The organism is Stutzerimonas balearica DSM 6083 (assembly GCF_000818015.1).
Taxonomy (GTDB): Bacteria; Pseudomonadota; Gammaproteobacteria; order Pseudomonadales; family Pseudomonadaceae; genus Stutzerimonas; species Stutzerimonas balearica.
Map to the genome: position 1 here is coordinate 877,027 of NZ_CP007511.1, position 26,733 is coordinate 903,759.

Annotated in this window: 29 protein-coding genes; 23 read left to right on the forward strand and 6 right to left on the reverse strand. The window is 61.3% G+C overall.

The features are described from left to right. Positions 1-19: 19 nt before the first annotated feature. Positions 20-289 carry an HP1242/YdcH family protein gene (locus CL52_RS03940; protein WP_043218650.1) on the reverse strand — a complete coding sequence of 90 codons (270 nt, stop codon included), beginning with the start codon at positions 287-289 and terminating at the stop codon, positions 20-22. Between the two features lie 220 nt (positions 290-509). Here CL52_RS03940 and mscL point away from each other — a divergent pair, with 220 nt between their 5' ends. After that, on the forward strand, positions 510-926 hold the full coding sequence (gene mscL / locus CL52_RS03945; protein WP_043218651.1) for a large-conductance mechanosensitive channel protein MscL: 417 nt from the start codon (positions 510-512) through the stop codon (positions 924-926). A gap of 57 nt (positions 927-983) precedes the next feature. Here the strand turns inward: mscL and CL52_RS03950 are convergent, their stop codons facing one another. Further along, a complete protein-coding gene (locus tag CL52_RS03950; RefSeq protein ID WP_043218652.1) occupies positions 984-2,012 on the reverse strand; it encodes a cytochrome-c peroxidase in 1,029 nt (342 codons plus the stop codon). Positions 2,013-2,230: 218 nt separating this feature from the next. Here CL52_RS03950 and CL52_RS03955 point away from each other — a divergent pair, with 218 nt between their 5' ends. The 5 genes from CL52_RS03955 to bamJ all read left to right on the forward strand — a co-directional run bounded on the left by CL52_RS03955 (position 2,231) and on the right by bamJ (position 6,790). Further along, the gene (locus CL52_RS03955) at positions 2,231-4,660 is read left to right on the forward strand and encodes a Lon protease family protein (protein ID WP_043218654.1); all 2,430 of its coding nucleotides are present in this window, start codon (positions 2,231-2,233) and stop codon (positions 4,658-4,660) included. 162 nt (positions 4,661-4,822) lie between these two features. After that, positions 4,823-5,158 carry a PA4575 family protein gene (locus tag CL52_RS03960; protein ID WP_043218656.1) on the forward strand — a complete coding sequence of 112 codons (336 nt, stop codon included), beginning with the start codon at positions 4,823-4,825 and terminating at the stop codon, positions 5,156-5,158. Between the two features lie 110 nt (positions 5,159-5,268). Further along, entirely contained in the window at positions 5,269-5,757 is a 489-nt protein-coding gene (locus tag CL52_RS03965) for a TIGR00645 family protein (RefSeq protein WP_041103806.1), read from the forward strand. A gap of 40 nt (positions 5,758-5,797) precedes the next feature. Next, entirely contained in the window at positions 5,798-6,106 is a 309-nt protein-coding gene (locus tag CL52_RS03970) for a DUF6482 family protein (RefSeq protein WP_043218658.1), read from the forward strand. A gap of 66 nt (positions 6,107-6,172) precedes the next feature. After that, entirely contained in the window at positions 6,173-6,790 is a 618-nt protein-coding gene (gene bamJ, locus CL52_RS03975; RefSeq protein ID WP_041103810.1) for a BamJ family beta-barrel-assembly machinery protein, read from the forward strand. A gap of 15 nt (positions 6,791-6,805) precedes the next feature. On the opposite strand, the gene CL52_RS03980 is transcribed toward bamJ, so the two are convergent. Then, positions 6,806-7,033, reverse strand: a complete 228-nt coding sequence (locus tag CL52_RS03980) for a PA4570 family protein (RefSeq protein WP_043218659.1) — start codon at positions 7,031-7,033, stop codon at positions 6,806-6,808. 114 nt (positions 7,034-7,147) lie between these two features. Then, complete coding sequence (locus CL52_RS03985) at positions 7,148-8,116, reverse strand: polyprenyl synthetase family protein (RefSeq protein WP_043218662.1); 969 nt, start codon at positions 8,114-8,116, stop codon at positions 7,148-7,150. Between the two features lie 241 nt (positions 8,117-8,357). Here CL52_RS03985 and rplU point away from each other — a divergent pair, with 241 nt between their 5' ends. The 5 genes from rplU to CL52_RS04010 all read left to right on the forward strand — a co-directional run bounded on the left by rplU (position 8,358) and on the right by CL52_RS04010 (position 11,984). Continuing rightward, complete coding sequence (gene rplU, locus CL52_RS03990; protein WP_041103815.1) at positions 8,358-8,669, forward strand: 50S ribosomal protein L21; 312 nt, start codon at positions 8,358-8,360, stop codon at positions 8,667-8,669. A 35-nt stretch (positions 8,670-8,704) separates the two neighbouring features. Beyond that, positions 8,705-8,962 (forward strand): 50S ribosomal protein L27, encoded by a 258-nt coding sequence (rpmA, locus tag CL52_RS03995; RefSeq protein ID WP_041103817.1) that lies wholly within the window; start codon positions 8,705-8,707, stop codon positions 8,960-8,962. Between the two features lie 140 nt (positions 8,963-9,102). Continuing rightward, entirely contained in the window at positions 9,103-10,320 is a 1,218-nt protein-coding gene (gene cgtA, locus CL52_RS04000) for an Obg family GTPase CgtA (RefSeq protein ID WP_043218664.1), read from the forward strand. A 79-nt stretch (positions 10,321-10,399) separates the two neighbouring features. Next, complete coding sequence (proB, locus tag CL52_RS04005; RefSeq protein WP_041103826.1) at positions 10,400-11,518, forward strand: glutamate 5-kinase; 1,119 nt, start codon at positions 10,400-10,402, stop codon at positions 11,516-11,518. A gap of 7 nt (positions 11,519-11,525) precedes the next feature. Further along, a complete protein-coding gene (locus CL52_RS04010) occupies positions 11,526-11,984 on the forward strand; it encodes a CreA family protein (protein ID WP_043218667.1) in 459 nt (152 codons plus the stop codon). A 76-nt stretch (positions 11,985-12,060) separates the two neighbouring features. On the opposite strand, the gene rpsT is transcribed toward CL52_RS04010, so the two are convergent. Next, entirely contained in the window at positions 12,061-12,336 is a 276-nt protein-coding gene (gene rpsT, locus CL52_RS04015) for a 30S ribosomal protein S20 (protein ID WP_041103828.1), read from the reverse strand. Positions 12,337-12,553: 217 nt separating this feature from the next. On the opposite strand from rpsT, the gene murJ reads away from it, so the two are divergent. The 6 genes from murJ (at position 12,554) to ispH (ending at position 19,934) form a co-directional block, all read left to right on the forward strand. After that, positions 12,554-14,101, forward strand: coding sequence for a murein biosynthesis integral membrane protein MurJ (gene murJ / locus CL52_RS04020; protein WP_041103830.1), 1,548 nt, complete (start codon positions 12,554-12,556; stop codon positions 14,099-14,101). Positions 14,102-14,182: 81 nt separating this feature from the next. Next, positions 14,183-15,133 (forward strand): bifunctional riboflavin kinase/FAD synthetase, encoded by a 951-nt coding sequence (gene ribF, locus CL52_RS04025; RefSeq protein ID WP_043218669.1) that lies wholly within the window; start codon positions 14,183-14,185, stop codon positions 15,131-15,133. Position 15,134: 1 nt separating this feature from the next. Further along, positions 15,135-17,966: an isoleucine--tRNA ligase gene (gene ileS, locus CL52_RS04030; RefSeq protein WP_043218672.1), complete on the forward strand. Its 2,832-nt coding sequence runs from the start codon at positions 15,135-15,137 to the stop codon at positions 17,964-17,966. Between the two features lie 39 nt (positions 17,967-18,005). Further along, the gene (gene lspA, locus CL52_RS04035; RefSeq protein WP_041103835.1) at positions 18,006-18,509 is read left to right on the forward strand and encodes a signal peptidase II; all 504 of its coding nucleotides are present in this window, start codon (positions 18,006-18,008) and stop codon (positions 18,507-18,509) included. Further along, complete coding sequence (gene fkpB, locus CL52_RS04040) at positions 18,502-18,939, forward strand: FKBP-type peptidyl-prolyl cis-trans isomerase (protein ID WP_043218677.1); 438 nt, start codon at positions 18,502-18,504, stop codon at positions 18,937-18,939. The genes lspA and fkpB overlap by 8 nt, the downstream gene beginning before the upstream one ends. Positions 18,940-18,989: 50 nt before the next feature. Continuing rightward, the gene (ispH, locus tag CL52_RS04045; RefSeq protein ID WP_041103839.1) at positions 18,990-19,934 is read left to right on the forward strand and encodes a 4-hydroxy-3-methylbut-2-enyl diphosphate reductase; all 945 of its coding nucleotides are present in this window, start codon (positions 18,990-18,992) and stop codon (positions 19,932-19,934) included. Here ispH and CL52_RS20535 read toward each other — a convergent pair. Next, positions 19,931-20,443: a GspH/FimT family pseudopilin gene (locus CL52_RS20535; protein WP_082041972.1), complete on the reverse strand. Its 513-nt coding sequence runs from the start codon at positions 20,441-20,443 to the stop codon at positions 19,931-19,933. The two genes, ispH and CL52_RS20535, sit on opposite strands and share 4 nt — an antisense overlap. Before the next feature lie 132 nt (positions 20,444-20,575). Here CL52_RS20535 and CL52_RS20540 point away from each other — a divergent pair, with 132 nt between their 5' ends. From CL52_RS20540 to CL52_RS04070, 6 genes are read left to right on the forward strand one after another with little or no spacing between them, the layout of a single operon-like run. Beyond that, positions 20,576-21,073, forward strand: a complete 498-nt coding sequence (locus tag CL52_RS20540) for a GspH/FimT family pseudopilin (protein WP_074519917.1) — start codon at positions 20,576-20,578, stop codon at positions 21,071-21,073. Next, complete coding sequence (gene pilV / locus CL52_RS04050) at positions 21,073-21,510, forward strand: type IV pilus modification protein PilV (RefSeq protein ID WP_043218680.1); 438 nt, start codon at positions 21,073-21,075, stop codon at positions 21,508-21,510. The genes CL52_RS20540 and pilV overlap by 1 nt, the downstream gene beginning before the upstream one ends. After that, positions 21,507-22,529, forward strand: a complete 1,023-nt coding sequence (locus tag CL52_RS04055) for a PilW family protein (RefSeq protein WP_052264514.1) — start codon at positions 21,507-21,509, stop codon at positions 22,527-22,529. Before pilV ends, CL52_RS04055 begins: the two co-directional genes overlap by 4 nt. A gap of 4 nt (positions 22,530-22,533) precedes the next feature. Beyond that, on the forward strand, positions 22,534-23,022 hold the full coding sequence (locus tag CL52_RS04060; protein WP_043218683.1) for a pilus assembly PilX family protein: 489 nt from the start codon (positions 22,534-22,536) through the stop codon (positions 23,020-23,022). 8 nt (positions 23,023-23,030) lie between these two features. Continuing rightward, the gene (locus tag CL52_RS04065) at positions 23,031-26,267 is read left to right on the forward strand and encodes a pilus assembly protein (RefSeq protein WP_043218686.1); all 3,237 of its coding nucleotides are present in this window, start codon (positions 23,031-23,033) and stop codon (positions 26,265-26,267) included. Beyond that, on the forward strand, positions 26,264-26,680 hold the full coding sequence (locus tag CL52_RS04070) for a type IV pilin protein (protein WP_043218688.1): 417 nt from the start codon (positions 26,264-26,266) through the stop codon (positions 26,678-26,680). Before CL52_RS04065 ends, CL52_RS04070 begins: the two co-directional genes overlap by 4 nt. The last annotated feature ends 53 nt before the right edge of the window (positions 26,681-26,733 follow it).

The following is a 26,733-nucleotide window of genomic DNA, read 5'->3' on the forward strand; positions in this document are numbered from 1 at the left end:
CCCGGAAGTGCACGGCGGTTCAGCCGCAGCAGCCGCCGCAGCAACTGCCCGAGGCTTTCTTGAGGTCGCGGGCAATCTCGTCCTTGAGCGCGACGCGCTGCATTTTCAGCTCATTGAGCGCTGCGTCGTCCAGCGTGTCGATGCCGTCTTCGACGCGGCAGATGCGCTTGTCCAGTTCCTCGTAGTCGTCTGCCTTGCGGGCGAACGCCGTGTCCTGCTGGCGCAGCCGCTGGAGCTGCTCGCGCTTTTCGGGGAAGTCCTTGATCAGGGGATGATGGTCAACGTGCATGGAAGCGCTCCAGATGAGAGGGGTGGCTAACATAACGCCCTGCCTGGGCCGTTGCTTTTGATCGCGATCAAGCCGCCGCGAAGCAGCGCCGCCCCTCGCTGCGCCTGCTGCTCTGGCCCGCGCGCCAGAGCGCCGTCTATGCTTGGCCTGATCGGGGAACCCTTGGCGGTACGCTCCGGTCAACGCAGCGGTCAATCACCTTCTGGAACAGGAATTCAAGATGAGCCTTCTCAACGAGTTCAAGGCCTTTGCCGTTCGGGGAAATGTCGTCGACATGGCGGTCGGGATCATCATCGGTGCGGCGTTCGGCAAGATCGTCTCGTCGTTTGTTGGTGATGTGATCACTCCACCGCTGGGCCTATTGATCGGCGGCGTCGACTTCTCCGAGTTGGCAATAGTGCTGCGTGAGCCGGTCGGCGATGCGCCGGCGGTCACCCTCGGCTATGGCAAGTTCATTCAGACCGTCATCGATTTCACCATCATGGCCTTCGCCATCTTCCTCGGGGTGAAGGCAATCAATCACCTCAAGCGCAAGGAGGCCGAAGCGCCCTCCGCTCCGCCTGCACCAAGCAAGGAAGAGCTGTTGCTGACCGAGATCCGCGACCTGCTCAAGGAGCAGAACGGCCGGCAGGGCTGAACGGCCGTCGACGGACGGCGCCCCGCAAGCGGGGCGCGTGCATCCTTTTGGCGATGATCAGAGCGGCTTGGGCGTTGCTTCGGTGCTCGCCGGCAGCAGGGGATAGGCCACCTTGGGCTGTTCGCCGGTCAGGCTGTGCAGGAAGGCGGTGATGGCACCGACTTCGCCGTCGCTGAGTTCGCGTCCCAGCTGACTGTCGCCCATGATCGCCACGGCCTGCTCCAGCTCCCAGACTTCGCCGCTGTGAAAGTACGGCGGAGTCAGCGCGACGTTGCGCAGCGGTGCGGCACGAAATACGTATTCGTCATTCGCGGTGTTGGTTACGGCAAATCGCCCCTTGTCGCCCTCGGGCAGAATCTCGGCACCCGGTTTCTTGATCACGCCGAACGGAAAGTAGCCCTGGCCGCCGACATTGACGCCGTTGTGGCAGGCTGCGCAGCCACTGTCCATGAACAGGGCAAGGCCCTGCTTCTGCTTGGCATCGAGCGCGGCGTCGTCACCGGCGAGAAAGCGGTCGAATGGCGAATTCGGTGTCACCAGGCTGACTTCGAATGCCTCCAGTGCATAGGCCATGTTGTCGAAGCTGACGGGGTCCTTGTCGTTCGGGAAGGCCTTTTCGAACTCGGCGACATACTCGGGAATGCTCTTGAGCGTGGCGACCACGCGTTCGGGCGTGCTGTTCATTTCCACGCTGGCCTGGACCGGGCCCTTGGCCTGCTCCTGCAGATCCTTGGCGCGACCATCCCAGAATTGCGCAGCGTTGAAGACCGCGTTGAGCACGGTGGGAGAGTTGCGCGGTCCCTTTTGCCAGCCGTGGCCGATCGACGTCGGCACGTTGTCGCTGCCGCCGATCGCCAGGTTGTGGCAGCTGTTGCAGCTGATCACATGGCTGCTCGACAGGCGGGGATCGAACCAGAGCTTGTGGCCGAGCACCGCCTGGGGCTGACTGACCGGCTTGCCACGGACTTCGCTGACCTGATCGGGAATCGGTTTGAACACCGCATTGGCCCGCTCGCGCAGATCGTTGGCGGCTGAGGCAGTGGCTGTCAGTAGGAGGCTACCGATTAGGACGCTTAGCTTGCGCATGAGACACGACTCCTTGTTTGGGTGGCTCTAGCTAGCCGCTTCCCGCCGCAGTCGGGCTTGACCTGGGTCAAGCTTGGCTGGCTGGTCGGGCGGGGCAAATGTCACAGCATGTTTGCGCCGCATCCGGCCAACTGTCCGTGAACCTTGCGAGCCGTATCGACCCTCGCCAGAATGGCGGATCGATTTGCGGCCTCGCGCCACCCCTGCAAGGAATTCCGATGTCCCAACCTGTCGCTGCCGGGCTGCGCCTGGCACTCGATGCGCTGACCCGTCCCTTCGATCCGAGCCAGTTCAGCTTCACCACCACCGATGAACTCGAACCCTTTTTCGGCGTGCTTGGCCAGGAGCGCGCCGTAGAGGCGCTGCAGTTTGGCGTTGCGATGCCCCGTCCGGGCTACAACGTCTACGTGATGGGCGAGCCGGGGACCGGGCGCTTTTCGTTCGTGCGGCGCTACCTCAAGGCGGAAGGCAAGCGGCTCGAGACGCCGGCCGACTGGCTGTACATCAATAACTTCGACGAGCCCCGCGAGCCGAAGGCTCTCAGGCTTGAGCCAGGTACGGCGGGCCAGCTCATCGCCGACATCAATCAGCTGATCGACAACCTGCTCGCGACCTTTCCTGCGGTGTTCGAGCACCCGAGCTTCCAGCAGAAGAAGAGCGCGATCGATCGCGCGTTCAACCAGCGTTACGACAAGGCGCTGGATGTGATCGAAAAGCTTGCGCTGGAAAAGGAGATCGCGCTGTACCGCGACAGCACCAACATCGCCTTTACGCCGATGAAGGACGGCAAATCGATGGACGAGGCGGAGTTCGCCCAGTTGCCGGAGGTCGAGCGCGAGCGCTATCACGATGACATTTCCGCGCTCGAGGTTCGCCTCAATGAGGAACTGGCCAGTCTGCCGCAGTGGAAGCGTGAGTCCAGCAACCAGTTGCGCCAGCTGAATGAGGAGACCATCAATCAGTCGCTGCAGCCGTTGATCGCACCGCTGGCGGAGAAGTACGCGGGCAATCCGGGCATCGAGGATTATCTGCGAGCGGTGCAGGGCAACCTGCTGCGCACCGTGATCGAACAGCTGGTTGACGAGAACCGGCCGGAAGCACAAAACCGCCAGCTGCTCGAAGAGCAGTATTCGCCGAGCCTGATCGTTGGTCACGGCACCAATGGTGGGGCTCCGGTGGTGTTCGAGCCGCACCCGACCTTCGACAACCTGTTCGGCCGCATCGAATACAACACCGACCAGGGCGCGCTGTACACCAGCTATCGCCAGTTGCGCCCCGGTGCGCTGCATCGCGCCAACGGTGGCTTCCTCATGCTCGAGGCCGAAAAGCTGCTCAGCGAGCCCTTCGTCTGGGATGCGCTCAAGCGCGCCTTGCAGTCGCGGAAGCTGAAGATGGAGTCGCCGCTGGCCGAACTCGGCCGGCTGGCGACCGTGACGCTGACGCCGGAAGTGATTCCGCTGAACGTCAAGGTCATCATCATCGGCTCGCGCCAGCTGTATTACACGCTGCAGGACCTGGATCCGGACTTCCAGGAGATGTTTCGCGTGCTGGTCGACTTCGACGAGGACATACCGCTGGCCGAGGACAGCCTCGAGCAGTTCGCCCAGTTGCTCAAGACGCGGACGTCCGAAGAAGACATGGCGCCGCTGACGGCTGCGGCTGTCGCGCGCCTGGCCACCTATAGCGCACGGCTGGCCGAGCATCAGGGGCGTCTGTCGGCGCGCATCGGCGATCTGTTCCAGTTGGTCAGCGAGGCGGATTTCATCCGTCAGCTGGCCAAGGACGAGGTGACCGACGTCGGCCATATCGAGCGCGCCCTGAAGGCCAAGGAGACCCGCACGGGCCGGGTGTCGGCCCGCATTCTCGAGGATATTCTCGCGGGCGTGATCCTCATCGACACCGAGGGCGCCGCGATCGGTAAATGCAACGGCTTGACCGTGCTGGAGGTTGGCGATTCGGCATTCGGCATGCCGGCACGGATCTCCGCGACGGTCTACCCGGGCGGTTCGGGGATCGTCGACATCGAGCGCGAGGTCAACCTCGGCCAGCCGATCCACTCCAAGGGGGTGATGATCCTCACCGGCTACCTCGGCAGCCGCTACGCGCAGGAGTTTCCGCTGGAAATCTCCGCAAGCATCGCGCTCGAGCAGTCCTACGGCTATGTCGATGGTGACAGCGCCTCGCTGGGCGAGTGCTGTGCGCTGATCTCGGCGCTGTCACGCACGCCGCTCAAGCAGTGCTTCGCCATTACCGGCTCGATCAACCAGTTCGGCGAAGTGCAGGCCGTGGGTGGCGTGAACGAGAAGATCGAGGGCTTCTTCAGGCTCTGCGAGGCGCGTGGCCTGTCGGGCGAGCAGGGGGTCATCATTCCCTTCGCCAACGTTTCCACGCTGATGCTCGACGAGCGCGTGCTCGAGGCGGTGCGCAGCAATCGCTTCCACGTATACGCGGTTCGGCATGTCGATGAGGCGCTCTCGCTGCTCGTCGGCGAAGCGGTAGGCATCGCCGATGACAAGGGGCGCTTCACCCCGGGCAGCGTCAATGCGCGTGTGGTCGAGCGGCTGCGGGAGATTGCCGAGATCGAGTTGGAGGAAGACGAAAAGCCCGAGGCAGGTAAGCTCGACCCGGCAGCGGAAGGCTCATCGTAGCGAGGTGATGGCGGCGTAAACGGAACGATCGGTGAGCCCACTTGTCTGCGGATTAGGAGTATTTGCTGCTCTTGATCCATGCTGATTTAGAGCTTCCGAGGAAAAAGCCGGTCGCCTGTTCCGCAGTCGCTAGGCAGCCGGCCGGTCGCGAGGACCGCCGCCATGTCGCACGCGCTTTGCTTGAATCGCCAATGCCTGGGTCTGGTGACCCGTATCGAATGCATCATTCGCCCGGTTGCCGGGGGTAATGGGCTCTGGACGCTGCTCTGCGCGGCGGGGCTGTCCGGATCGCAGCCAACTGCGATCCGGGTTCAGGGGCCGTTTCGCGGGCACCGGGTGGCCGAGTCGGTGCTCGAGGCCATCGTCAGCAACCTGCGCAGCCAGGGCTATGAGGAAGCTGCCGACCCGGCCATCTGGCAACTCCACATGCAGGCCGAACTGCGCAAGGTCAACGCCGATCAGGCTCGCTTCCTCAGCGGTTGGGAAACCCGTCCATAGCCATCGGCGTATGGCCTCGTCGGGTTGCCCTCGAGTAGGGGCGCCGAGCTTGTCTGCCAGTTGGCGCTGCGTATACTCGCCGGCAGCCGTCTGACCTGTAGTGGAACCTCATGGAACGCTTTTTCGAGAACGCGATGTACGCAGCGCGCTGGCTGCTTGCTCCCATCTATTTCGGCCTGGCGCTTGCGCTGCTGGCGCTGACCATCAAATTTTTCCAGGAGATCTGGCACATACTGCCTAGCGTGCTCGCGCTGAGCGAAGGTGACCTGATCCTCAAGCTGCTGTCGCTGATCGACATGGCGTTGGTCGGTGGCCTGCTGGTGATGGTGATGATCTCCGGCTACGAGAATTTCGTATCGCAACTGGACATCGACGAGGGCAAGGAGAAGCTCGATTGGCTGGGCAAAATGGACTCCGGCTCGCTGAAGATGAAGGTTGCGGCCTCCATCGTGGCGATCTCTTCGATCCATCTGCTGCGGATGTTCATGGATGCGCAGCAGCTCGATGGCGACAAGCTCATGTGGTACGTCATCATTCACCTGACCTTTGTCGTCTCGGCGTTCGCGATGGGGTACCTGGACAAGCTCACCAAGCATTGAATCGTGCGTGACGCCCCGACGCATGCCTGGAGGTGATCGGATGCAACTGTCGCAACTCATCGAACTGGCCCAGGTGGGCGCCGTCGAATCGCTGGAGCTGATTTCACTGGAAGGTGGCTTCTATCTGCTGGAGATCCGCGAAGTTGGTGGTGTCCGGCATCGCCTGCGTGACGAAGCGGAGCGCGTCTGGCATGTGCGTTCGGTCGAGCACGCGCGTGATCTGCTGCGCGACATGCCGGAAGTGCCCTTCTACCTGTTGCATGCATCGGCGCACGAAGAAATGTGCGGCCTTCCGGCAACGGCTGGTGAGCCGCTCAGGGTCCCTCTCAGCATGCGCTCGGCCTGGTAGCGGTGAGGTCGGGTCGGGGCGACTGTGCTAGTCTGCCGGCCCTTTTAATCTGCAAGCGGAGCCGGCATGACCGATCTCGAACTGAATACCGACGAAACCCGTGTGAGCTATGGCATTGGCCGTCAGCTGGGTGACCAGCTGCGTGACAATCCACCTCCGGGTATCAGCATCGATGCGGTGATCGCCGGCATTCGTGATGCCTTCGCCAACGCCGCGAGCCGTGTCGATGCGGCCGAGCTGAGCGCCAGCTTTGCCGTGATCCGCGAGCGCATGCAGGCCGAGGCCCGGCAGAAGGCCGAGGCAGCGGCCGAAGAAGGGCGCGCCTACCTGGGCGAGAATGCCAAGCGCGAAGGCGTTGTCGTATTGTCTTCCGGTCTGCAGTACGAGGTGCTCACCGAGGGCTCGGGCGCCCGCCCGACGCGCGAGGACAGCGTGCGGACGCACTACCACGGTACGCTGATCGACGGCACCGTGTTCGACAGCTCTTACCAGCGTGGCCAACCGGCAGAGTTCCCGGTCGGTGGCGTGATTGCAGGCTGGACCGAGGCGCTGCAACTGATGAACGCTGGCAGCAAGTGGCGTCTCTACGTGCCCAGCGAGCTGGCATATGGCGCGCAGGCCGTGGGTAGCATCCCGCCTCACAGTGTGCTGGTCTTCGATGTCGAACTGCTCGAAGTGCTCTGAAGCCGGGCGCCGCGTTCAGGATTTCAGAGCGCGGGCGTAGCAGAACAGGAACAGGTTGCGCACCTGTTCCTTCAGCGCGCAGGGCTCTGTCGTGCTGAGCTCCTGGATCGTCAGATCGCCCTGGGCACAGAGTTCCGCCAGTGCCTCGCCTTCCAGTTGCGCGCAGACCGCGCCGGTCGCGCGGTCGAGGATTCTCACATAAGGCTCCGGCCGATCAAGCCAGGCATCAATCAGGTAGGTCATGGCGTCGCCTCCACAATTAGATTTCGATAATGAGAATAATTATCGTTTTCTAAATTGCAAGTGCGAAATGCCCCCGGCCATCGGTGTGCCGGTGTGCTGGTGCTTTGCGATGTATCAGTGGGTCCGGGCTACGGCGAACTGGGCGAGTTCGATGAGTGCGTCCCGGTAGCGGTTGTGCGGGATCGGCTCGAGGCTGGCGATCGCGCGGTCGGCATGCTGCCGAGCCAGCTGCGCGGTGTAGCCGAGCGCACCAGAGGATTCGACGGCCTCACGGATGTGCTCGAGATCCTCGATGCCGCCTTTCTGGATGGCGCGGCGTACCAGGCTGGCCTGGGATTCGGTGCCCTCGCGCATGGTGTAGATCAACGGCAGGGTCGGTTTGCCTTCGGCCAGGTCGTCGCCGACGTTCTTGCCGAGGGTTTGGGCGTCGCCCTGGTAATCCAGCAGATCGTCGACCAATTGGAAGGCAATGCCCAGGTGGTCGCCGAAGACGCGTAGCGCTTCGCGCTGCTCGTGCGTCGCCCCGGCCAGGGTGGCGGCGCTGTGCGTCGAGGCCTCGAAAAGCATCGCGGTCTTGCCGCGAATGACCTCCATGTAGATTTCCTCGGTGGTGCTGGCGTCACGCACCTTGGATAGCTGCAGTACCTCGCCCTCGGCAATGACCCGGGTCGCCTGGGAAATGATCTGCATGACTGGCATCGAGCCGAGTTCGACCATCATCTCGAAGGAGCGGGCGTAAAGAAAGTCGCCGACCAGAACGCTGGGCGCGTTGCCCCACAGTGCATTGGCGGTCGAGCGGCCGCGACGCATGCCGGACATGTCCACTACGTCGTCGTGCAGCAGTGTCGAGGTGTGCAGGAATTCGATGATCGCCGCGAGCAGGCGCAACGGGTCGCCCTGATGCCCGAGTGCGCTACCGCTGAGCAGGACCAGAAGTGGGCGCAGGCGCTTGCCACCGGCCGAGGTGATATAGTCCCCGATCTTTTCTACCAGGGGCACGCGAGACGTCAGCTGCTTGCGGATAATGCCGTCAACGGCAGCGAAATCGTCCGCTACGACTTGGTAGAAGGCCTGGGGTTGCATCGGGGGCTCCTCGGAGATTGCGCGGCATGCTATGAGCCGGGTCGGGGGCTGTCAAGGCAGCTAATATCGGGCCTTGCGTGGGCTCTCCTGCGTGCGTACAATCGCGGACCCTGAACTTTCCCCTGGGCATTTCCCTGCCTTACGCAATTGCACGGGCGTCCCTTCCGGCCCCATGCAGCCATGCCAGCCAATACCTCCTCTTATAAAGCGCTGGGTGAGCAGGATTAACGGAGATACACAGATGTACGCAGTTATCGTTACCGGCGGCAAGCAATACAAGGTTGCCGAAGGTGAGTTCCTCAAGATCGAAAAGCTCGAGATTCCGACTGGCGAGGCTGTCACTTTTGACCGCGTTCTGCTGGTCGGTAACGGCGAAGACGTGAAGATCGGTGCTCCGGTAGTGGAGGGTGCCAAGGTTACCGCTGAGGTGGTTGCCCAGGGCCGTCACGACAAGGTGAGCATCATCAAGTTCCGTCGCCGTAAGCACCACATGAAGCGTCAGGGCCACCGTCAGTGGTTCACTGAGGTCAAAATCACCGGTATCCAGGGCTAACAGGGCCTGGATCCCTACATAGGAGTATTGAGCTCATGGCACACAAAAAAGCTGGCGGTTCTACCCGCAACGGCCGCGATTCCGAAAGTAAACGCCTTGGCGTGAAGATGTTCGGTGGTCAGGTCATCAAGGCTGGCAACATCATCGTGCGTCAGCGTGGCACCCAGTTCCACCCGGGCGTCGGTGTCGGCATCGGTAAGGATCACACGCTCTTCGCCAAGGTCGAAGGTGTGGTCAAGTTCGAAGTGAAGGGCGCTTTTGGCCGTCGCTACGTGAGCGTCGTCGCGGCCTAATCGCGGCGTTGCTGGAAAAGCCCTGTCATGCGACGGGGCTTTTTTGTTTGTATTTCCGAAGGTCGGCTCGAGCATCTGTAGGGTGTCGTGCCGCCTGGTATCTGTTTCTTTCGGCCCGTCCGGTGGCGGGAGGCGTTCCAATGAAATTCGTCGATGAAGTATCGATCCACGTAAAGGCCGGCGACGGCGGCAACGGCATGATGAGCTTTCGTCGCGAAAAGTTTATCGAGAAGGGTGGTCCCAACGGGGGCGACGGTGGCGATGGCGGTTCGGTCTATCTCGAGGCCGATGAAAACCTCAATACGCTGGTCGACTACCGTTATACCCGCCGCTTCACTGCGCCGAACGGCCAGAAGGGTGGTAGCACGGACTGCACCGGAGCCAAGGGGGACGATCTGATCCTGCCGGTGCCGGTGGGCACTACCGTGATCGACGCGGCAACGCAGGAAATCATGGGCGACCTGACCAAGGCCGGGCAGCGTTTGCTGGTTGCCCAGGGTGGTTGGCATGGCTTGGGTAACACCCGCTTCAAATCCAGTACCAATCGCGCGCCACGGCAGACCACGCCGGGTAAGCCGGGTGAGGCGCGTGACCTTAAGCTGGAACTCAAGGTGCTGGCCGACGTCGGTCTTCTTGGCCTGCCAAATGCCGGCAAGAGCACCTTCATTCGCTCGGTTTCGGCGGCCAAGCCCAAGGTGGCGGATTATCCGTTCACCACGCTGGTGCCAAACCTTGGTGTCGTCAGCGTGGGGCGCTTCAAGAGCTTTGTCATTGCGGACATTCCCGGCTTGATCGAAGGGGCATCCGAGGGCGCGGGGTTGGGAATCCGCTTTCTCAAGCACCTGGCGCGTACGCGTTTGCTGCTGCATCTGGTAGATATCGCACCGGTCGATGGCAGCGACCCGGCGGATGCCGCTGAAACCATCATCGGGGAGCTCGAGAAGTTCAGTCCGGCGTTGACCCAGCGCGACCGCTGGTTGGTGCTGAACAAGGCTGACCAGCTGCTCGATGATGAGCGCGAAGCGCGAGTGAGCAGCGTGGTCGAGCGTCTCGACTGGAAGGGGCCGGTGTTCGTCATCTCTGCCCTGGAGCGCGAGGGAACCGAGGAGCTCAGTCAGGCGATCATGCGTTATCTGGATGAGCGCGCGCTGCGTATGGCCGAAGAGCCGGCTTACGCCGAGCAGCTTACCGAGCTGGATCGTCAGATCGAGGACGAGGCGCGGGCTCGCCTGCAGGAGCTCGACGACCAGCGGGCGCTGCGTCGCGCCGGCGTGAAGGCGGTCGACGAGGTCGATGACGATGACTTCGACGATGATGACGATGACGAGGATGGCGCCGAGATCTTCTACGTGCGCTGAAGAGGGTGAGCGCTGCTTCATGCGGTTCTGTGTGGGGCGCTTCCGGAGCTGAATGTTTGCCGTCTGGGGAAGGCATGAAATGCGGGACAAGGTGAGCGGCGCGCGGCGCTGGGTGGTGAAGATCGGCAGCGCCCTGTTGACGGCTGATGGTCGGGGCCTGGATCAGGCGGCGATGGCGGTTTGGGTCGATCAGATGGTTGCCCTGCGCGCGGCTGGTGTGGAGCTCGTGTTGGTGTCGTCCGGTGCGGTGGCTGCCGGCATGAGCCGCCTGGGCTGGACGGCGCGGCCAAAGGCAGTGCATGAATTGCAGGCTGCCGCCGCCGTCGGGCAGATGGGGTTGATTCGCGCCTGGGAATCGAGCTTTGCGCGCTGTGAGCAGCAGACGGCCCAGATCCTCGTCACCCATGACGACCTGTCTGACCGCAAGCGCTACCTCAATGCGCGCAGCACGCTGCGCACGCTCATCGATCTGGGGGTCGTGCCGGTCATCAATGAAAACGACACCGTGGTGACCGACGAAATCCGCTTCGGTGACAACGACACCTTGGCGGCGCTGGTCGCCAACCTGGTCGAGGCGGACCTGCTGGTGATCCTGACCGATCGGGATGGCATGTTCGATGCCGATCCCAGGCTTAATCCGCATGCCGCCTTGATCAGCGAAGCGCGAGCGGACGACCCTTCGCTGGACCTGGTTGCCGGTGGTACGGGCGGCGCCCTTGGGCGTGGAGGCATGCAGACCAAGCTGCGGGCAGCCCGCCTGGCGGCGCGTTCCGGCGCGCACACGGTCATCGTTGGTGGTCGCATCGAGCAAGTGCTGTCGCGCCTTAAGGCGGGCGAGCGCCTGGGCACCCTGCTGGCTCCCGAATGCAGCCGGCACGCCGCACGCAAGCAGTGGCTGGCCGGGCACCTGCAGACGCGGGGCACGCTTTCGCTGGATGCGGGTGCAGTGCGTGCTCTGAAGCAGGCGCATGGCAGCCTGCTTCCGGTGGGTGTGCGGGCTGTGGAGGGCGGCTTCAGGCGGGGCGAGATGGTTGTCTGCGTGGGGCCGGATGGTGTGGAGGTGGCGCGCGGGCTGGTCAACTACAGTGCCGCCGAGGCGGCGCGCATCATCGGGCGGCCATCTGATGAGATCGAGAGATTGCTCGGTTACGTTGATGAGCCCGAGTTGGTGCATCGCGACAACATGATCCTGGTTTGAGGTGATGATGCGACGGCTGATCGTTGGTCTGGCGGGTTTGCTGATTGGGGCGCCGCTCATGGCGGAGGAGATCGGCTCGGTCGATACCGTATTCAAGTGGTTGGGGCCCAACCACAAAATCGTGGTCGAGGCGTTCGACGACCCGAAGGTGCGCGGGGTGACCTGTTATTTGTCGCGGGCCAAGACTGGCGGCATCAAGGGTGGTCTGGGGTTGGCTGAGGATCGTGCCGAGGCATCGATTGCCTGTCGCCAGGTAGGGCCGATCAGCTTTGTCGGCAAGCTCGAGGATGGCGAGGAGGTATTCAAGGAGCGGACCTCGCTGGTGTTCAAGACCATGCAGGTGGTGCGCTTCTTCGATCAGTCGCGTAACACGCTGGTGTATCTCGTCTACAGCGATCGGGTCATCGAGGGTAGTCCGCAGAATGCGGTAACGGCGATTCCGATCCTGCCATGGGGGCGGCAATAATCGGCAGAGCTAGGGCTGCTGATTGATGGGCATGAAAAAACCGGCACTAGGCCGGTTTTTTCGGAGCATCAGTCCATCAGGCAGCGGCTTGGCCGAGCGCCTTGATGTGAGCATTCAGACGGCTCTTGTGACGAGCGGCCTTGTTCTTGTGAATGATGCCCTTGTCAGCCATGCGGTCGATGACCGGAACGGCAGCAGTGTAAGCGGTGCGGGCTTTTTCCAGGTCCTTGGCGTCGATCGCCTTGACCACATTCTTGATGTAGGTACGAACCATGGAGCGCAAGCTGGCGTTGTGGCTGCGACGCTTCTCAGCCTGAATTGCGCGTTTTTTGGCGGAAGGGCTGTTGGCCACCGTCGAACTCCTCGAAAACGTGGGGGTTGCAAAGCAAATAAGGCCGCGAATCATGCCGATCCCGGTGAGGCTTGTCAAGCCTGCTGCCGGGGCGTCACGGCGCTGGCTGGACAGGCGGCTCAGGGCTAAACTCGCGCCCTCTTCGTGGGTCGTATGTGCGCCGCGCGGTCGCGCCTGCGCCTGCGTGCCCCCTGGTTCTTCTCGCCGAGTCAAACGAATGACCGACACAGCCGGTAAAGGTGGCCTGTTGCGTTCCAGTGCGGTGGTCAGCGTCATGACCCTGCTGTCGCGTGTGCTGGGCATGGTGCGTGACATGGTAGTCGCGAGCTACTTCGGCTCGGGCGCCGCCGCCGACGCATTTTTCATTGCCTTCAAGATCCCCAACTTCCTGCGCCGGCTGTTCGCCGAGGGCGCCTTCGCCCAGGCATTCGTGCCGGTGCTGTCCGAGTACCGGGCCAAGCGCCCCCTGGCCGAGGTGAAGCAGCTGGTCGACCGTACGGCCGGCATGCTCACGTTGGTGCTTGCTTCGCTGACGGTGCTCGGCGTGCTGGCGGCGCCTTATGTGGTGATGATCTTCGCCCCGGGCTTTCATGACGATCCGGCGAAGATGGCGCTGGCCGGCGAGCTCTTGCGGATCACCTTTCCCTACCTGCTGCTGATTTCGCTGACCGCGTTCACCTCGGGTGTGCTCAATAGTTACGGCTATTTCGCCGTGCCGGGATTCACGCCGGTGCTGCTGAACGTCTGCATGATCGGTTCGGCGGTCCTGCTGTCGCCGTATTTCGACGAGCCGATCATGGCACTGGCCTGGGGTGTGTTCATCGCCGGTTTTGCTCAGTTCGGCTTCCAGCTTCCCTACGTCGCCCGGCTGGGCCTGCTACCCCGGCCGCGGGTGCGGTTTGGCGACGAGGGCGTGCGGCGGATCATGCTGCTGATGGTGCCGGCGCTGTTCGGCGTCTCGGTCAGTCAGATCAATCTGCTGCTCGACACGGTGCTGGCCTCCTTTCTGGAAACGGGTAGCGTCTCCTGGCTCTACTATGCCGATCGCCTGTCCGAGCTGCCGCTGGGTGCGTTCGGCATCGCGATCGGCACGGTGATTCTGCCGAGCCTGTCGCGTCAGCATGCCGGTGACGATCCCAAGGCTTTTTCCTCGACGCTGGACTGGGCGCTGCGCATGGTGCTGCTCGTCGGTGTGCCGGCCGCCCTGGCGCTGGGAATTCTTGCCGAACCTCTTATCGCCGGGTTGTTCTTCTACGGAGCGATGACCGAGCAGGCGGTGGTGCAGTCGGCCAACGCGCTGCAGGCTTATTCGCTCGGGGTGCTGGCCTTCATGCTGATCAAGGTGCTGGCCCCTGGATTCTTCGCGCGACAGGATTTGAAGACGCCGGTGCGTGTGGCGATTACCTGCATGATCGCGAACATGGTGTTCAATCTTCTGCTGATCTGGCCGCTCAAGCACGTCGGACTGGCCCTGGCGACCTCCATGTCGTCGATGCTCAATGCCGGTCTGCTGTTCTGGGGGCTGTATCGCATCGGTGTCTATCGGCCACAGCGGGGCTGGCTGCTGTTCGGCTTGCGCCTGGCTGGCGGCTGTGCGGCGATGGTGGGTTTCGTCTACTGGCTGAATCCGCCCGCGGCCGAATGGTTCGTCTGGGGCTGGCAGCAGCGCGCCTGGCAACTGGCGCTGCTGGTCTGCGGCGGTATTCTGGCCTACGGGGCCGGGCTCGTGCTGCTGGGCTTGAGGCCTCGCCATCTGCGTCACTGACTGCGATCAGCGCCGGTTTAAGCCTGTCCGCAGGGGTGGGGTCTGCGTATAATCGGCCACTTTTCAAGCAAGAAGTGCGGTATGCAGCTGGTTCGTGGTCTTCACAACCTGCGCCCCCGACATCGGGGCTGCGTAGCTACCATCGGCAATTTCGACGGGGTGCATCGGGGGCATCAGGCCATCCTTGCACGTCTGCGCGAGCGTGCGGCCGAATTGGGGCTGCCCAGCTGCGTGGTGATATTCGAACCGCAGCCGCGCGAGTTCTTTGCGCCGGACAAGGCGCCGGCCCGCCTCACCCGTCTGCGCGAGAAGCTGTGCCTGCTCGAGCAGCAGGGTATCGATCAGGTGCTCTGCCTGGCGTTCAACCGGCGGCTGCGCGAGCTCAGTGCCGCCGAGTTCGTGCAAGCGGTGCTGGTTGAGGGGCTGGCGGTACGGCACCTCGAGGTCGGAGACGACTTCCGCTTCGGGTGTGATCGGGCGGGTGATTTCGATTTCCTGCTCCGGGCCGGAGCCGCCGAAGGGTTCAGCGTCGAGGCGGCGACCACGATCGAGGTGGACGGTCAGCGGGTCAGCAGTACACGGTTGCGTGAGGTGCTCGCCCGCGGCGATCTGCAGGCGGCCCAGGCGTTGCTCGGGCGCCCGTTCAGCCTGACCGGGCGGATCGTGCACGGTCAGAAACTCGGTCGCCAGCTCGGCGCCCCAACGGCAAACGTGCAACTCAAGCGCCGTAGTACGCCACTGAGCGGCGTGTACATGGTCAGCCTCGTGCTCGACGGCTCGCCGCACCCCGGGGTGGCCAACATTGGCATGCGTCCCAGCGTCAGGAGTGACGGTCAGCCACACCTGGAAGTGCATCTGCTGGACCTGCAGGCCGATCTCTACGGCCGTCGCGTCCAGGTCGTGTTTCATCACAAGCTGCGCGACGAACAGCGTTTCGCCTCCCTCGAGGCGCTCAAGGCAGCGATAAGCGCCGATATCGCCGCCGCCCGTGATTACTGGCGGGCTTCACTCTCCACCATGAGTCAGGACTGAAATGACCGATTACAAAGCGACCCTCAATCTGCCGTCCACGGCATTTCCGATGAAGGCCGGTCTGCCCCAGCGCGAGCCGGAGATTCTGCAGCGCTGGAACAGCATCGACCTGTATCGGAAGCTGCGGCAGATCGGCGAGGGCCGCCCCAAGTTCGTCCTGCACGATGGCCCGCCGTACGCCAACGGCAACATTCACATCGGCCATGCGGTGAACAAGGTCATCAAGGACATGATCGTCCGCTCCAAGACGCTGGCTGGCTTCGATGCTCCGTACGTGCCGGGCTGGGACTGCCATGGGCTGCCCATCGAACACAAGGTCGAGACCACCTTTGGCAAAAACCAGCCCGCCGAGCTGACCCGCGAACGCTGCCGCGCCTATGCCGCCGAGCAGATCGAAGGGCAGAAGGCCGACTTCATTCGTCTCGGCGTTCTGGGTGACTGGGACAACCCCTACAAGACCATGGACTTCGCCAACGAGGCCGGTGAAATCCGCGCGCTGGCCAAGATGGTTGAGGGTGGCTTTGTCTTCAAGGGGCTGAAGCCGGTCAACTGGTGCTTCGATTGCGGATCGGCGCTGGCCGAAGCGGAAGTCGAGTATCAGGACAAGAAATCCGATGCCATCGATGTCGCCTTCGATGTTGAGGACGCCGACAAGCTGGCCGCCGCGTTCGGCCTGGCCAGTCTGGCCAAGCGCGCCAGCATCGTCATCTGGACCACCACGCCCTGGACCATTCCGGCCAACCAGGCGCTGAACGTGCATCCCGAGTTCGTCTATGCGCTGGTCGATACCGGCGAGCGCCTGCTGGTGCTGGCCGAGGAACTGGTCGAGTCCAGCCTGCAGCGCTATGGCCTGACCGGCGAAATCATCGCGCGTTGCGAAGGCAAGGCGCTGGAGCTGATCCGCTTCCGTCATCCGTTCTACGAGCGCTTCGCGCCGGTCTATCTGGCCGATTATGTGGAAACCGGCGCCGGTACCGGCATCGTCCACTCCGCGCCGGCCTACGGCGAGGACGACTTCCGCTCCTGCAAGCACTACGGCATGGAGAACGACGACATTCTCGGCCCGGTGCAGAGCAATGGCGTCTATGTCTCGGATCTGCCGTTCTTTGGCGGCCAGTTCATCTGGAAAGCCAATCCGGCGATCGTCGAGAAGCTCGCCGAAGTCGGCGCGCTACTCAAGCATGAGTCGATCCAGCATAGCTACATGCACTGCTGGCGACACAAGACCCCGCTGATCTATCGTGCTACGGCGCAGTGGTTCGTGGGCATGGACAAGGTCGCCCACGACGGCAGTTCGCTGCGTCGCCGTGCGCTGGATGCCATCGAGCAGACCGAGTTCGTCCCGGCCTGGGGGCAGGCGCGTTTGCACGGCATGATCGCTGGGCGTCCTGACTGGTGCATCTCGCGCCAGCGCAACTGGGGCGTGCCGATCCCGTTCTTTCTGCACAAGGAAAGCGGCGAGCTGCACCCACGCACCGTCGAGCTCATGGAACAGGTCGCGCAGCGCGTCGAGCGCGAGGGCATCGAAGCCTGGTTCAAACTCGACCCGGTCGATCTGCTTGGCGACGAGGCGGCGCAATACGAGAAGACCAATGACACCCTCGATGTCTGGTTCGACTCCGGTACCACCCACTGGCACGTGATGCGCGGCTCGCATCCCATGGGCCACGAGCAGGGGCCGCGTGCCGATCTCTATCTGGAAGGCTCCGACCAGCATCGCGGCTGGTTCCATTCCTCGCTGCTGACCGGCGCCGCCATCGATGGCCACGCGCCGTACCGCGGCTTGCTCACCCATGGTTTCACCGTGGATGAGAACGGCCGCAAGATGTCCAAGTCCCTCGGCAACGTGATCGCCCCACAGGAAATCACCGATAGTATGGGCGCCGATATCCTGCGTCTGTGGGTTTCGGCCACCGACTATTCCGGCGAGATGGCGGTTTCCAAGCAGATCCTGCAGCGCAGCGCCGATGCCTACCGGCGTATCCGCAACACCGCGCGCTTCCTGCTCTCGAATCTCGACGGCTTCGACCCGGCGCAGCACATGGTGCCGAACGATCAGCTGATCGCGCTGGACCGCTGGGCCATCGACCGTGCGCTGTTGCTGCAGCGCGAGATCGAAGAGGCCTACACGACCTACAAGTTCTGGAATGTCTATCAGAAAGTGCACAACTTCTGCGTGCAGGAGCTGGGCGGCTTCTATCTGGATATCATCAAGGACCGTCAGTACACCACGGGCGCCGACAGTCTACCGCGGCGTTCCTGCCAGACTGCGCTGTACCACATCGCTGAGGCACTGGTGCGCTGGATCGCGCCGATCCTGGCATTCACCGCCGAAGAGATCTGGCAGTACCTGCCGGGCGAGCGCAACGAGTCAGTGATGCTCAATACCTGGTACGAAGGGCTTGCCGAACTGCCGGAAGGCTTCGAGCTGGGCCGGCCGTTCTGGGACAAGGTCATGGCGGTCAAGGCGGCGGTGAACAAGGAGCTGGAAAACCAGCGTAATGCCAAGGTCATCGGCGGCAACCTGCAGGCCGAGGTGACGCTGTACGCTGAGCCGTCGTTGGTCACCGAACTGGCCAAGCTGGGCGGTGAGCTGCGTTTCGTGCTGATCACTTCAGCTGTCGACGTCGCGTCGTTGGCCGAGGCGCCTGCCGAGGCGGTGGAGAGTGAAATGCCCGGGCTCAAGCTGCTGGTCAGGAAGACGGCGCATGCCAAGTGTGGACGCTGCTGGCATCATCTGCCTGACGTTGGCGCCCACGCTGAGCATCCGGAAATCTGCGGCCGCTGCGTCGAGAATATCGAAGGTGCCGGTGAGGTGCGCCACTATGCGTGACCGGGCTCGCTGGACAGCATGCGTCACGGAGGGCGGGCGATGACCGCACGCTTCGGCAAGCTCGCGTGGCTGTGGCTCAGTGTGCTGGTGATCGTGCTCGATCAGGCGACCAAGCACTGGTTCGAGGCCAACTTCAGCCTGTATCAGAAAGCCGATGTAATCCCCGGTTATTTCGCCTGGACCTTGGCCTACAACACGGGCGCGGCCTTCAGCTTTCTCGCCGATCATGACGGCTGGCAGCGCTGGCTGTTCGCAGCTATCGCTATCGGCGTGAGCCTGGTGCTGGTGGTCTGGCTCAAGCGACTGAAGCCTGGCGAGACCTGGCTGGCCATTGCGCTGGCGCTGGTGCTCGGCGGTGCATTGGGCAATCTCTACGACCGCATGGTGCTCGGGCATGTGGTGGACTTCATTCTTGTCCACTGGCAGAACCGCTGGTACTTCCCCGCATTCAACATCGCCGACAGCGCGATTACCGTCGGCGCCGTGATGCTGGCGCTGGACATGTTCAAGGGCAATAAAACCGGAGAAACGGCAAATGACTGACCAGCGCATCGGGCCGGACACGCAAGTCACCCTGCATTTCGCCCTCAGCCTGGAAAATGGCGAAGTGGTCGACAGTACGTTCGACAAGAAGCCAGCCACCTTCAAGGTGGGTGATGGGAGCCTGCTGCCTGGCTTCGAACAGCAGCTCTATGGGCTCAAGGCCGGCGACAAGCGCCAGTTCCGTATCGAGCCGGAGCAGGGCTTCGGTCAGCACAATCCGCAGAACCTGCAGACCATGCCGCGTAGCCAGTTCGAGGAGATGGAGCTTTCCGAGGGTTTGCTGGTCATCTTCAATGATGCAGCGAACACCGAGCTGCCTGGCGTGGTCAAGGCCTTCGACGAGCGTCAGGTGACTGTCGACTTCAACCATCCTCTTGCGGGCAAGGCGCTGTCGTTCGAAGTCGAGATCTTCGACGTCAGGCCAGCCTGACCCGCCCGCCGGCGTGTCCGGCGAACTTTCCAGTGCGTGCCGAGACGACCATGCAAATCAAACTCGCCAACCCCCGCGGCTTCTGCGCCGGCGTCGATCGCGCGATCGAGATCGTCAACCGTGCGCTGGAAGTGTTCGGCCCCCCGATCTACGTGCGCCACGAGGTGGTACACAACAAGTTCGTCGTCGAGGACCTGCGCGCCCGCGGCGCAGTGTTTGTCGAAGAGCTCGACCAGGTGCCGGATGACGTGATCGTGATTTTCAGTGCTCACGGGGTTTCCCAGGCCGTGCGCCTGGAAGCCGAGAGCCGCGGTCTGAAGGTTTTCGACGCGACTTGCCCACTGGTCACCAAGGTTCACCTCGAAGTAGCCAAGTACAGCCGCGAAGGACGTGAGTGCATTCTGATCGGCCACCAGGGCCACCCGGAGGTCGAGGGCACCATGGGTCAGTACGATGCGCGTAACGGCGGTGCGATCTATCTCGTCGAAGACGAGGCGGATGTGGAGCGTCTGCAGGTACGCAATCCCGAGGCGCTGGCCTTCGTCACGCAGACGACGCTTTCGATGGACGACACCAGTCGCGTCATCGATGCGTTGCGTCAGCGTTTCCCGTCGATTGGTGGGCCACGCAAGGACGATATCTGCTACGCCACCCAGAATCGTCAGGACGCGGTCAAGCAACTGGCTGCCGAATGTGACGTGCTGTTGGTGGTCGGCAGCCCCAACAGTTCCAATTCCAACCGCTTGCGCGAATTGGCCGAGCGCATGGGCACCCCGGCCCATTTGATAGACGGAGCCGAGGACCTGGAGCGCAGCTGGTTTGCCACAGCAGAAAAGGTTGGCATTACCGCCGGTGCATCGGCCCCCGAGGTGCTCGTTCGCGGCGTCATCGAGCGCCTGATGCAGTGGGGGGCAACCGCCACCTCAGAATTGGATGGGCGGCCGGAAAACGTGACGTTTTCGATGCCGAAGGAACTGCGTTTGAAAGCGCTCTAGAGCGCTTCGCATTCGTCGACGGCAACCACTGATACCCGCCCTGCATTGTTCAGTCGCAACTGGTAGCCCTTGCCGCCATCATTCGGGCACAGCGCCAAGGTACCCATTTGGTACGCTCCGCTGGTCAATGAAGCTCGACCGCTGGGGGTATAGCGGATATAGCTCTGCACGGGGGTGTTGCCGGTAAGAGAGACTCCCGTTCCGAGCGGTGCCAGCTCTCTGAGTACTCGCTCGGAAGCTTGCCAAATACCGTCATTATTCGTGTCGTGGAAAATGCGCCAGCCGTAGTGCCACTGGTTGCGCATCGGTGTCATTGACACGCTGCCGCCGGTACGAATCGCCTCCTGTCTTGCATAGGCCAAGCTTCCCCGCAGCGCGGACAGCGAGCCGGCAAGCTGCTGCTCGCGCCTGAGTTTGCTTGTGCCAGGTACCGCAATTAGCGCAACGATGCTGATTATCGAAAGTGTGACAAGTAACTCTACGAGACTAAGTCCCTTTGATGTATGCATGGCGTCCTGCCTGTAGGTTGGTTTGGCGGCGAACTTCCGGTCGTCAGGCTTTCGCCTCCGGTCATCCGCCTCGTAATGAAATTCCAAACGGGCCAGAGAATACTGTCAGCGCATCTCAAGGGGAAGTTTTGCATGCGGCGAAATCTAGGGTTTACCTTGACCGAATTAATGGTGACGGTAGCCATTCTGGCGGTGGTGTTAAGTGTGGCCGTGCCTGGGTTTGGCAGTCTGGTTCGCCAGAATCGGGCACAAACACAGTCCGGACTGTTGCTCAACGCCCTTAATCTGGCTCGAAGCGAGTCAATAAAACGGGGAGGGCAGGTAAGAGTCACTTCCCTCAATAACGGGAACTGGCATGCTGGCTGGCGGATCTGGGTCGACAGGAATGGCAACACGAGTTTTGAAAATGGCGAGCTGATAAGGGTCTTTCCCGCCTTGAGTGGAGGCGCGACACTTACCTCGGCCGTAAATGAAGTTATCTTCAATGCGCAGGGTCGCCTCGACAGTGTCGCTGCCGGCGCCACTGCGGAGTTCGCTTATTCAATGCCGAGTCTAGAGTGCCGCGACGAGCGAATAATCAGTGTGAATGCCACTGGACGCGCTGCAGTCTCACGTAAGGAGTGTCAGTAATGGAGCGGAATGTCCAAGGCTTCGGACTTATCGAGGTGCTTGTTTCAATGCTGGTCTTGGGAATTGGAATACTGGGCATGATTGGGCTGCAGCTCAATGCGCTCCACTATAACCAAACCGCCGCCTTTCGCTCCCACGCAACCTTCATGGCTTACGATATCGCTGATCGTATGCGGGCCAATGCGCCGGCGGCGCTAGCAGGCAGTTACTCAATCGGGCTGAGCGATGCTGCGCCGACCGGAAGCAGTATCGCCAGCACCGACCTGCGCGAATGGAAATTGGCGATGGCTAGTCAGCTTCCTGCCGGCAATGGCAGCGTGAGCAAGAACGGCGACATTTATTCGATTACCGTGCAGTGGGACGAGTCCAAGTCCGGCGGTATATCGGCCCAGCAGTTCGTCTTTACCACCAGGCTTTGCGAGAGGAACTGTCAGTGAACTACAACCGTAGCAAGGGACTTAGCCTGGTCGAACTCATGGTGGCGCTTGTGCTGAGTCTCGTCATCGGCGCAGCCGTGATGCAGATGTTCCTTTCTAGCAAGACGACCTACCGTGTTCAGGATGCGATGTCTCGACTTCAAGAGAACGGTCGCTTCGCCGTTGGCTTGATAGCCGCAGAGAGCCGTATGGCGGGCTACATGGGCTGCGGCAATATCGATGAGATCGGCATCAACGTCATTGCTTCGCCGCCACCTCTGGATGCGACAAACCCCTTGGGCGAGATTATGGGCGGGGCGGACAACGTGGCCTCTGGAAATGTTTGGGGGGCGACTGTTGGCACGGATGTACTGACAATTCGGAAGGCCTCGAATCTTGGTTTGCAGCTTACCGGCAACATGGCAGTGGACAATGCGAACATTCAGGTTCTTGATAATCGCCTGGGCCTAGAGGCCGGCGACACGTTGTTCATCGCAGACTGCGTGTCGGCGGATATTTTTCGCGCAACTAGCGTTTCTGCAGCCGGTGGTAAAACTACCGTAGCTCATGCCAATAATCTGAACACCAGCAATCGCCTCAGCAAGGCTTATGGCGTTGATGCTGAAGTAATGGCATTCGAACAGATCGACTTCTTCATAAGGGATACTGCGAGATTATCTTCTGACGGAACTCCCGTTCGAGCCCTTTGGATGCAGCGTCGTTTCGCTAATCGATCCGATACTAGTGCCAATCCTGCCGAGCTTGTCGATGGCGTAGAGGACTTTCAAGTCGAGTACGGCATCAAGACTGCAAACAGCCCCGTCGCCAACGAATATCGTTCGGCCGATGACGTAACGGATTGGTCGCGGGTTGTGAGCGTGCGTTTCAGGTTGCTGCTCAGTAGCACGGACGACAATGTCACGGCGAAAGCCGGCGACGCGGTGCAGTCGATTAACTTCAATGGCACAGCCGTCGCCGCCGATGGTCGTCTGCGGCAAACGTTCGGCAGCGTCGTGGCAGTCCGCAATCGAGTTAGGTGAAACCATGCGAAATAAAGCGCAGAGTGGCTCCGCTCTGATCATCAGTCTGATCTTTCTGCTCGTACTGACAATGATCGGAGTTGCCTCAATTCAAGATTCGACTCTACAAGAGCGAATGGCCGGTAATGAACGCGACAGAAACATCGCTTTTCAGGCAGCCGAAGCAGCCTTGCGGGCAGGAGAAAATCACCTTCGGCAAGCCGGGGTGCTTTTCTCCGCATCGGGTACTAATGGCCTGATCAGTCCGGACTACACGGGTATCCGTCCTGTCGAGACCAACTATCCGTGGAGCGAGCGCTCTCAGCAGGTTTCCGATAGCTTTGCGGGAGTGCGGAGCGCACCCAGGTACACCATCGAGTGGCTGACGACCCAGACCTTCATGCCCAGCGACGAGGGAGAGGTGCCGATCGTCAACTCTTACCGAGTGACGGCGCGAGCCGTGGGCGGGGGTGGCGACGCCGTTGTGGTTCTGCAGTCGACAGTAAGTCGTTAAGGATGCATATGGACAAATTAAAAGCTTCGGCACTAGGGACGGCATTGACGCTCTATCTGGCGTCGCCGGTATACGCACTAGGCCCCTTTCCAAACGAACCTCTGTCGATTTCGGGGAGCGTTCCGCCGAATGTGATGCTGCTGGTGGATAACTCTGGAAGTATGTACAACGCCATTCCGCCTCTCGGCGTGGAGTCCAGCAGCTTCGCTCCGCCCTACTATATTTACGAAAGTGGCGGTCGTTATTACTGGGGAGGCGGAACAGAAGATGGAAATATTTCGTTGTCCACTTTGAATAAGTGGAACTGTGCGGCGGGGTATAGTGCGTTGTACGCCTCCAGCAATGGCAGTGGCCGACGCTGTTACGCGCTGCCGGATCCTGCGGGAAATGGCAGAACTCGGTACACGTCGAAATACCTTGCGTATATTTACAATACTTATACTAATGACGGTGATGATGGTAACGATCTGCGCACTGTATTGCCCAATGAATATCGTATGGCTGTTGCGCGGGATGCGGCAAAGGCAATCGTTTCTGCAAACCGTGGTATGCGAATAGGGTTGGCCGCCTTCAATCCCGCGGTTTTCTCTAACTCTGGTCCTGGAGGGAGCATTATAAATCAGGTGGCCGCTCTTTCATCCGCACAGGGTGTCACCCAGGCGCAGGCGGATCAGAGCTATTCCAGCTTGATTTCAGGCATTGACCAGCTGCAGCCGGAAGCCAATACGCCGTTGGCGGAAACCTATTACGAAGTAACTCGCTACTTTCGTGGCTTGAGTCGTTATCAGGGGGCGGGAACCGGGAACTACGTTTCGCCTGTGCAGTACCGTTGTCAAAGAAACTTCGGCGTAGTGCTAACAGACGGCTTGCCTACCTACGATGCTTCGTTTCCGAATGATGATCCGGATCAAGACAATCCGGATATCGCGGGCGCGGACAACATCCCCGATTGGGATGGCAAGAACGAGCCGAGCGGGCAACCCTATTCCGACGGGACGCTGCAGGGAACGGGCGAGGGGAGCACCTTCTACCTGGACGATATAGCGAAATTCGCATACGACATCGACTTGATTAAGAGTGGCACGGACCTGGCTGGTAAGAGCTTCAACGACAGCTCATACGCGAAGCAGAACCTCAACACCTATACGGTCGGCTTCGCTGTCGACAACCAGATGCTCGAGGACGCCGCTGAGTATGGGCATGGTGCTTACTACACGGCGAACAATGCCAATCAGTTGACCAGCGCGCTCAACAGCGCGCTGCAATCCATCCGTCAGCAGATCAGTTCCGCCTCCGCGGTAGCAGCCAACACCAAGCGTATCCAAGAAGGTGCACTCATCTACCAGGCTCGCTACAACAGCACCGATTGGACTGGCGAAGTACTTGCCTATCGAGTGAACATGGACGGTACCGTTGGCAGTATCGCATGGTCGACTTCCGACGGAGATATCTTTCCGACGCCGGCCGAGCGGCGGATCTTTACCTTTAATGACGACGCCAGCTTCACAGGCACCCGTGGGCAGGAGTTGCTGTGGAGCAACCTCAACAATGCGCAGCGGGCGAGCTTGACGAAGAGCGGCGAGACCGGCGATGCAAATGCGCAGAAACGCCTGAACTGGCTGCGCGGGGGTAGCGACGGCGCCGTCTTGGAAGCCCCCTATGCCGATCAGCGCCTGCGCAGCCGCGATTCGTTGCTTGGGGACATCGTTAACTCGGATCCGATCTTCGTAGGCCAGCAGAACAACGGGTACAACGTACCGAACGATGCCACGCGCGATGACGAGCCGGCCGACAGCTACCTCGCTTATGTTGAGGGCAAGGCGTCGCGCGATTCGCTTCTGATCGTCGGCGCCAATGATGGCATGTTGCACGGTTTTGATGCCGCGACGGGCGCCGAATCTTTTGCCTACGTTCCTGCCAGCTTGTTCAAGAAGCGGTCAATCAGCCCTGGCGCTACACCCGGTCTCCTCGCGCTTACTGAGTCGGACTACAGTCACCAGTTCTACGTTGACGGATCCTTCGGCTTGGGAGATCTATACGATAACGGCTGGAAGACTTTTCTGGTCGGCTCGCTGGGTTATGGAGGGCGCGGCATCTTTGCCTTGGACATGACGGACAGGGACTTCGATGCCGCCGATGTCAAATGGGAGCGTACCGCGCCGGATACCAACGACGCTACCAACCAGTGGAACGATCTAGGCTACCAGTTTGGCGAGCCGACAGTTGCCCGCGTCCTGGTCGGACAGGGTGACCGCTACGTCACCATCTTTGGCAATGGGCACGACAGCAATGCCGGCAGGGCAGTGCTTTATGTGGTTAATTCGGTGAGCGGCGAAGTTATCAAGAAGCTCGCCGTCACTGACCCTGATGGCAGCACCGCCCCCAACGGACTCTCCACCGCCACGGCGTTCTATGACGCTAACCGGCGCGTCACCCACGTCTACGCCGGTGACCTGCTGGGCAATCTCTGGAAGTTCGACCTTAGTTCGAGTAATACGAACCAGTGGTCGAGCAGCCTGTTATTCAAAGCGCGCAACTCGGGGACGCGGCAGCCAATTACGGCCAAGGTCCGTGTCCGACAGCATCCCGAAGGCGGTCGGCTAGTGGTGTTTGGGACCGGTCAATACCTAGTCTCCGGCGACAAAGTCAATACCGAGCTGCAAACGATCTATGGTATCTGGGATCGTGGGCTGTCCGGCAACAATACGGTGTCGAAGCTGAACCTGCTGGAGCAGACCTTCGTCAATGAAACGAGCACCAATGGCCAGGATTACAGGGTGCTGAGCCAGAATGCCATCGACTGGTCGACCCATCAGGGGTGGTACATCAACCTGCGTGTCGGTAACGCCGCGCTTGATGGTGAGCGCGTGGTGGCTACCCCGTCGCTGTCAAAGAACCGGGTCTTGTTCACCACCTTTTTGCCGAGTAGCGACCCATGCCTGTCTGGCGGTGAGAGCTGGCTGCTGGGTGTCGATGTGCTCAGCGGTGGTCGTCTGACTGAAAGCTTGTTCGATGTGAACGGCGATCGGTATTTCAACTCGACCGACGTCGTCAGTTGTGGCGGTGCGCAATGTACGCCAAGTGGGTTCAAACTCTCGGACGGTACGATGGATGCGCCGGGTAATTTGTTCGGCGACGGCGTCGACTACGGTTACAGTTCTGGTCTGTCCGGCGACATCGATCAGTTCGATCTTTCAAGCAGTGGCGGCAGGCCAGGCCGTATGTCGTGGAGACAAATCAAATGAAGCGTCAGCAGGGATTCACCTTGATCGAGTTGATGGTGGTCGTGGCGATCGTCGGCATTCTTGCCGCCATCGCCTACCCTAGCTATACGGAGTCGGTTCGCAAGAGCAAGCGTGCGGAGGCAAAAGCAGCGTTGCTAAACGGTGCACAGGCGCTGGAACGCTATTACTCGGCTAACAACAGTTACGTTGACTCGGGAGGCGATGCGCCGGAGGTGTTCCAGATAAATGTCCCCGACAGTGGTGCTGCGAACTATCAAATCGGAGCTGTGGCAGCAACGGCTACCACCTTCACGCTGCGGGCTACCCGGACCGGCTCCATGGCTTCAGATGCCTGCGGTGACTTTGAAATCACCCAGGCCGGCGAGCGCGGCCTGAACGACAATGATGGCAAGGATGTCGCCGATTGTTGGTGAGGAGTTACAGCTGATGTATAACGGGCCACTTTTCGTGGCCCTTTTTTATTTTC

Bases quoted from the DNA above. Each gene is read 5' to 3' on its own strand.
- CL52_RS04010 (WP_043218667.1), top strand. From the start codon at position 11,526: ATGCGACGGCTGATCGTTGGTCTGGCGGGTTTGCTGATTGGGGCGCCG.
- mscL (WP_043218651.1), top strand. From the start codon at position 510: ATGAGCCTTCTCAACGAGTTCAAGGCCTTTGCCGTTCGGGGAAATGTC.
- CL52_RS03980 (WP_043218659.1), bottom strand. From the start codon at position 7,033: ATGACCTACCTGATTGATGCCTGGCTTGATCGGCCGGAGCCTTATGTG.
- rplU (WP_041103815.1), top strand. From the start codon at position 8,358: ATGTACGCAGTTATCGTTACCGGCGGCAAGCAATACAAGGTTGCCGAA.
- CL52_RS03955 (WP_043218654.1), top strand. From the start codon at position 2,231: ATGTCCCAACCTGTCGCTGCCGGGCTGCGCCTGGCACTCGATGCGCTG.
- bamJ (WP_041103810.1), top strand. From the start codon at position 6,173: ATGACCGATCTCGAACTGAATACCGACGAAACCCGTGTGAGCTATGGC.
- CL52_RS03970 (WP_043218658.1), top strand. From the start codon at position 5,798: ATGCAACTGTCGCAACTCATCGAACTGGCCCAGGTGGGCGCCGTCGAA.
- lspA (WP_041103835.1), top strand. From the start codon at position 18,006: ATGACCGCACGCTTCGGCAAGCTCGCGTGGCTGTGGCTCAGTGTGCTG.
- murJ (WP_041103830.1), top strand. From the start codon at position 12,554: ATGACCGACACAGCCGGTAAAGGTGGCCTGTTGCGTTCCAGTGCGGTG.
- CL52_RS03950 (WP_043218652.1), bottom strand. From the start codon at position 2,012: ATGCGCAAGCTAAGCGTCCTAATCGGTAGCCTCCTACTGACAGCCACT.
- cgtA (WP_043218664.1), top strand. From the start codon at position 9,103: ATGAAATTCGTCGATGAAGTATCGATCCACGTAAAGGCCGGCGACGGC.
- ribF (WP_043218669.1), top strand. From the start codon at position 14,183: ATGCAGCTGGTTCGTGGTCTTCACAACCTGCGCCCCCGACATCGGGGC.
- proB (WP_041103826.1), top strand. From the start codon at position 10,400: ATGCGGGACAAGGTGAGCGGCGCGCGGCGCTGGGTGGTGAAGATCGGC.
- fkpB (WP_043218677.1), top strand. From the start codon at position 18,502: ATGACTGACCAGCGCATCGGGCCGGACACGCAAGTCACCCTGCATTTC.
- CL52_RS20540 (WP_074519917.1), top strand. From the start codon at position 20,576: ATGCGGCGAAATCTAGGGTTTACCTTGACCGAATTAATGGTGACGGTA.
- CL52_RS03965 (WP_041103806.1), top strand. From the start codon at position 5,269: ATGGAACGCTTTTTCGAGAACGCGATGTACGCAGCGCGCTGGCTGCTT.
- CL52_RS20535 (WP_082041972.1), bottom strand. From the start codon at position 20,443: ATGCATACATCAAAGGGACTTAGTCTCGTAGAGTTACTTGTCACACTT.
- CL52_RS04060 (WP_043218683.1), top strand. From the start codon at position 22,534: ATGCGAAATAAAGCGCAGAGTGGCTCCGCTCTGATCATCAGTCTGATC.
- CL52_RS04065 (WP_043218686.1), top strand. From the start codon at position 23,031: ATGGACAAATTAAAAGCTTCGGCACTAGGGACGGCATTGACGCTCTAT.
- ileS (WP_043218672.1), top strand. From the start codon at position 15,135: ATGACCGATTACAAAGCGACCCTCAATCTGCCGTCCACGGCATTTCCG.
- CL52_RS03940 (WP_043218650.1), bottom strand. From the start codon at position 289: ATGCACGTTGACCATCATCCCCTGATCAAGGACTTCCCCGAAAAGCGC.
- CL52_RS03960 (WP_043218656.1), top strand. From the start codon at position 4,823: ATGTCGCACGCGCTTTGCTTGAATCGCCAATGCCTGGGTCTGGTGACC.
- rpmA (WP_041103817.1), top strand. From the start codon at position 8,705: ATGGCACACAAAAAAGCTGGCGGTTCTACCCGCAACGGCCGCGATTCC.
- pilV (WP_043218680.1), top strand. From the start codon at position 21,073: ATGGAGCGGAATGTCCAAGGCTTCGGACTTATCGAGGTGCTTGTTTCA.
- CL52_RS04070 (WP_043218688.1), top strand. From the start codon at position 26,264: ATGAAGCGTCAGCAGGGATTCACCTTGATCGAGTTGATGGTGGTCGTG.
- CL52_RS03985 (WP_043218662.1), bottom strand. From the start codon at position 8,116: ATGCAACCCCAGGCCTTCTACCAAGTCGTAGCGGACGATTTCGCTGCC.
- ispH (WP_041103839.1), top strand. From the start codon at position 18,990: ATGCAAATCAAACTCGCCAACCCCCGCGGCTTCTGCGCCGGCGTCGAT.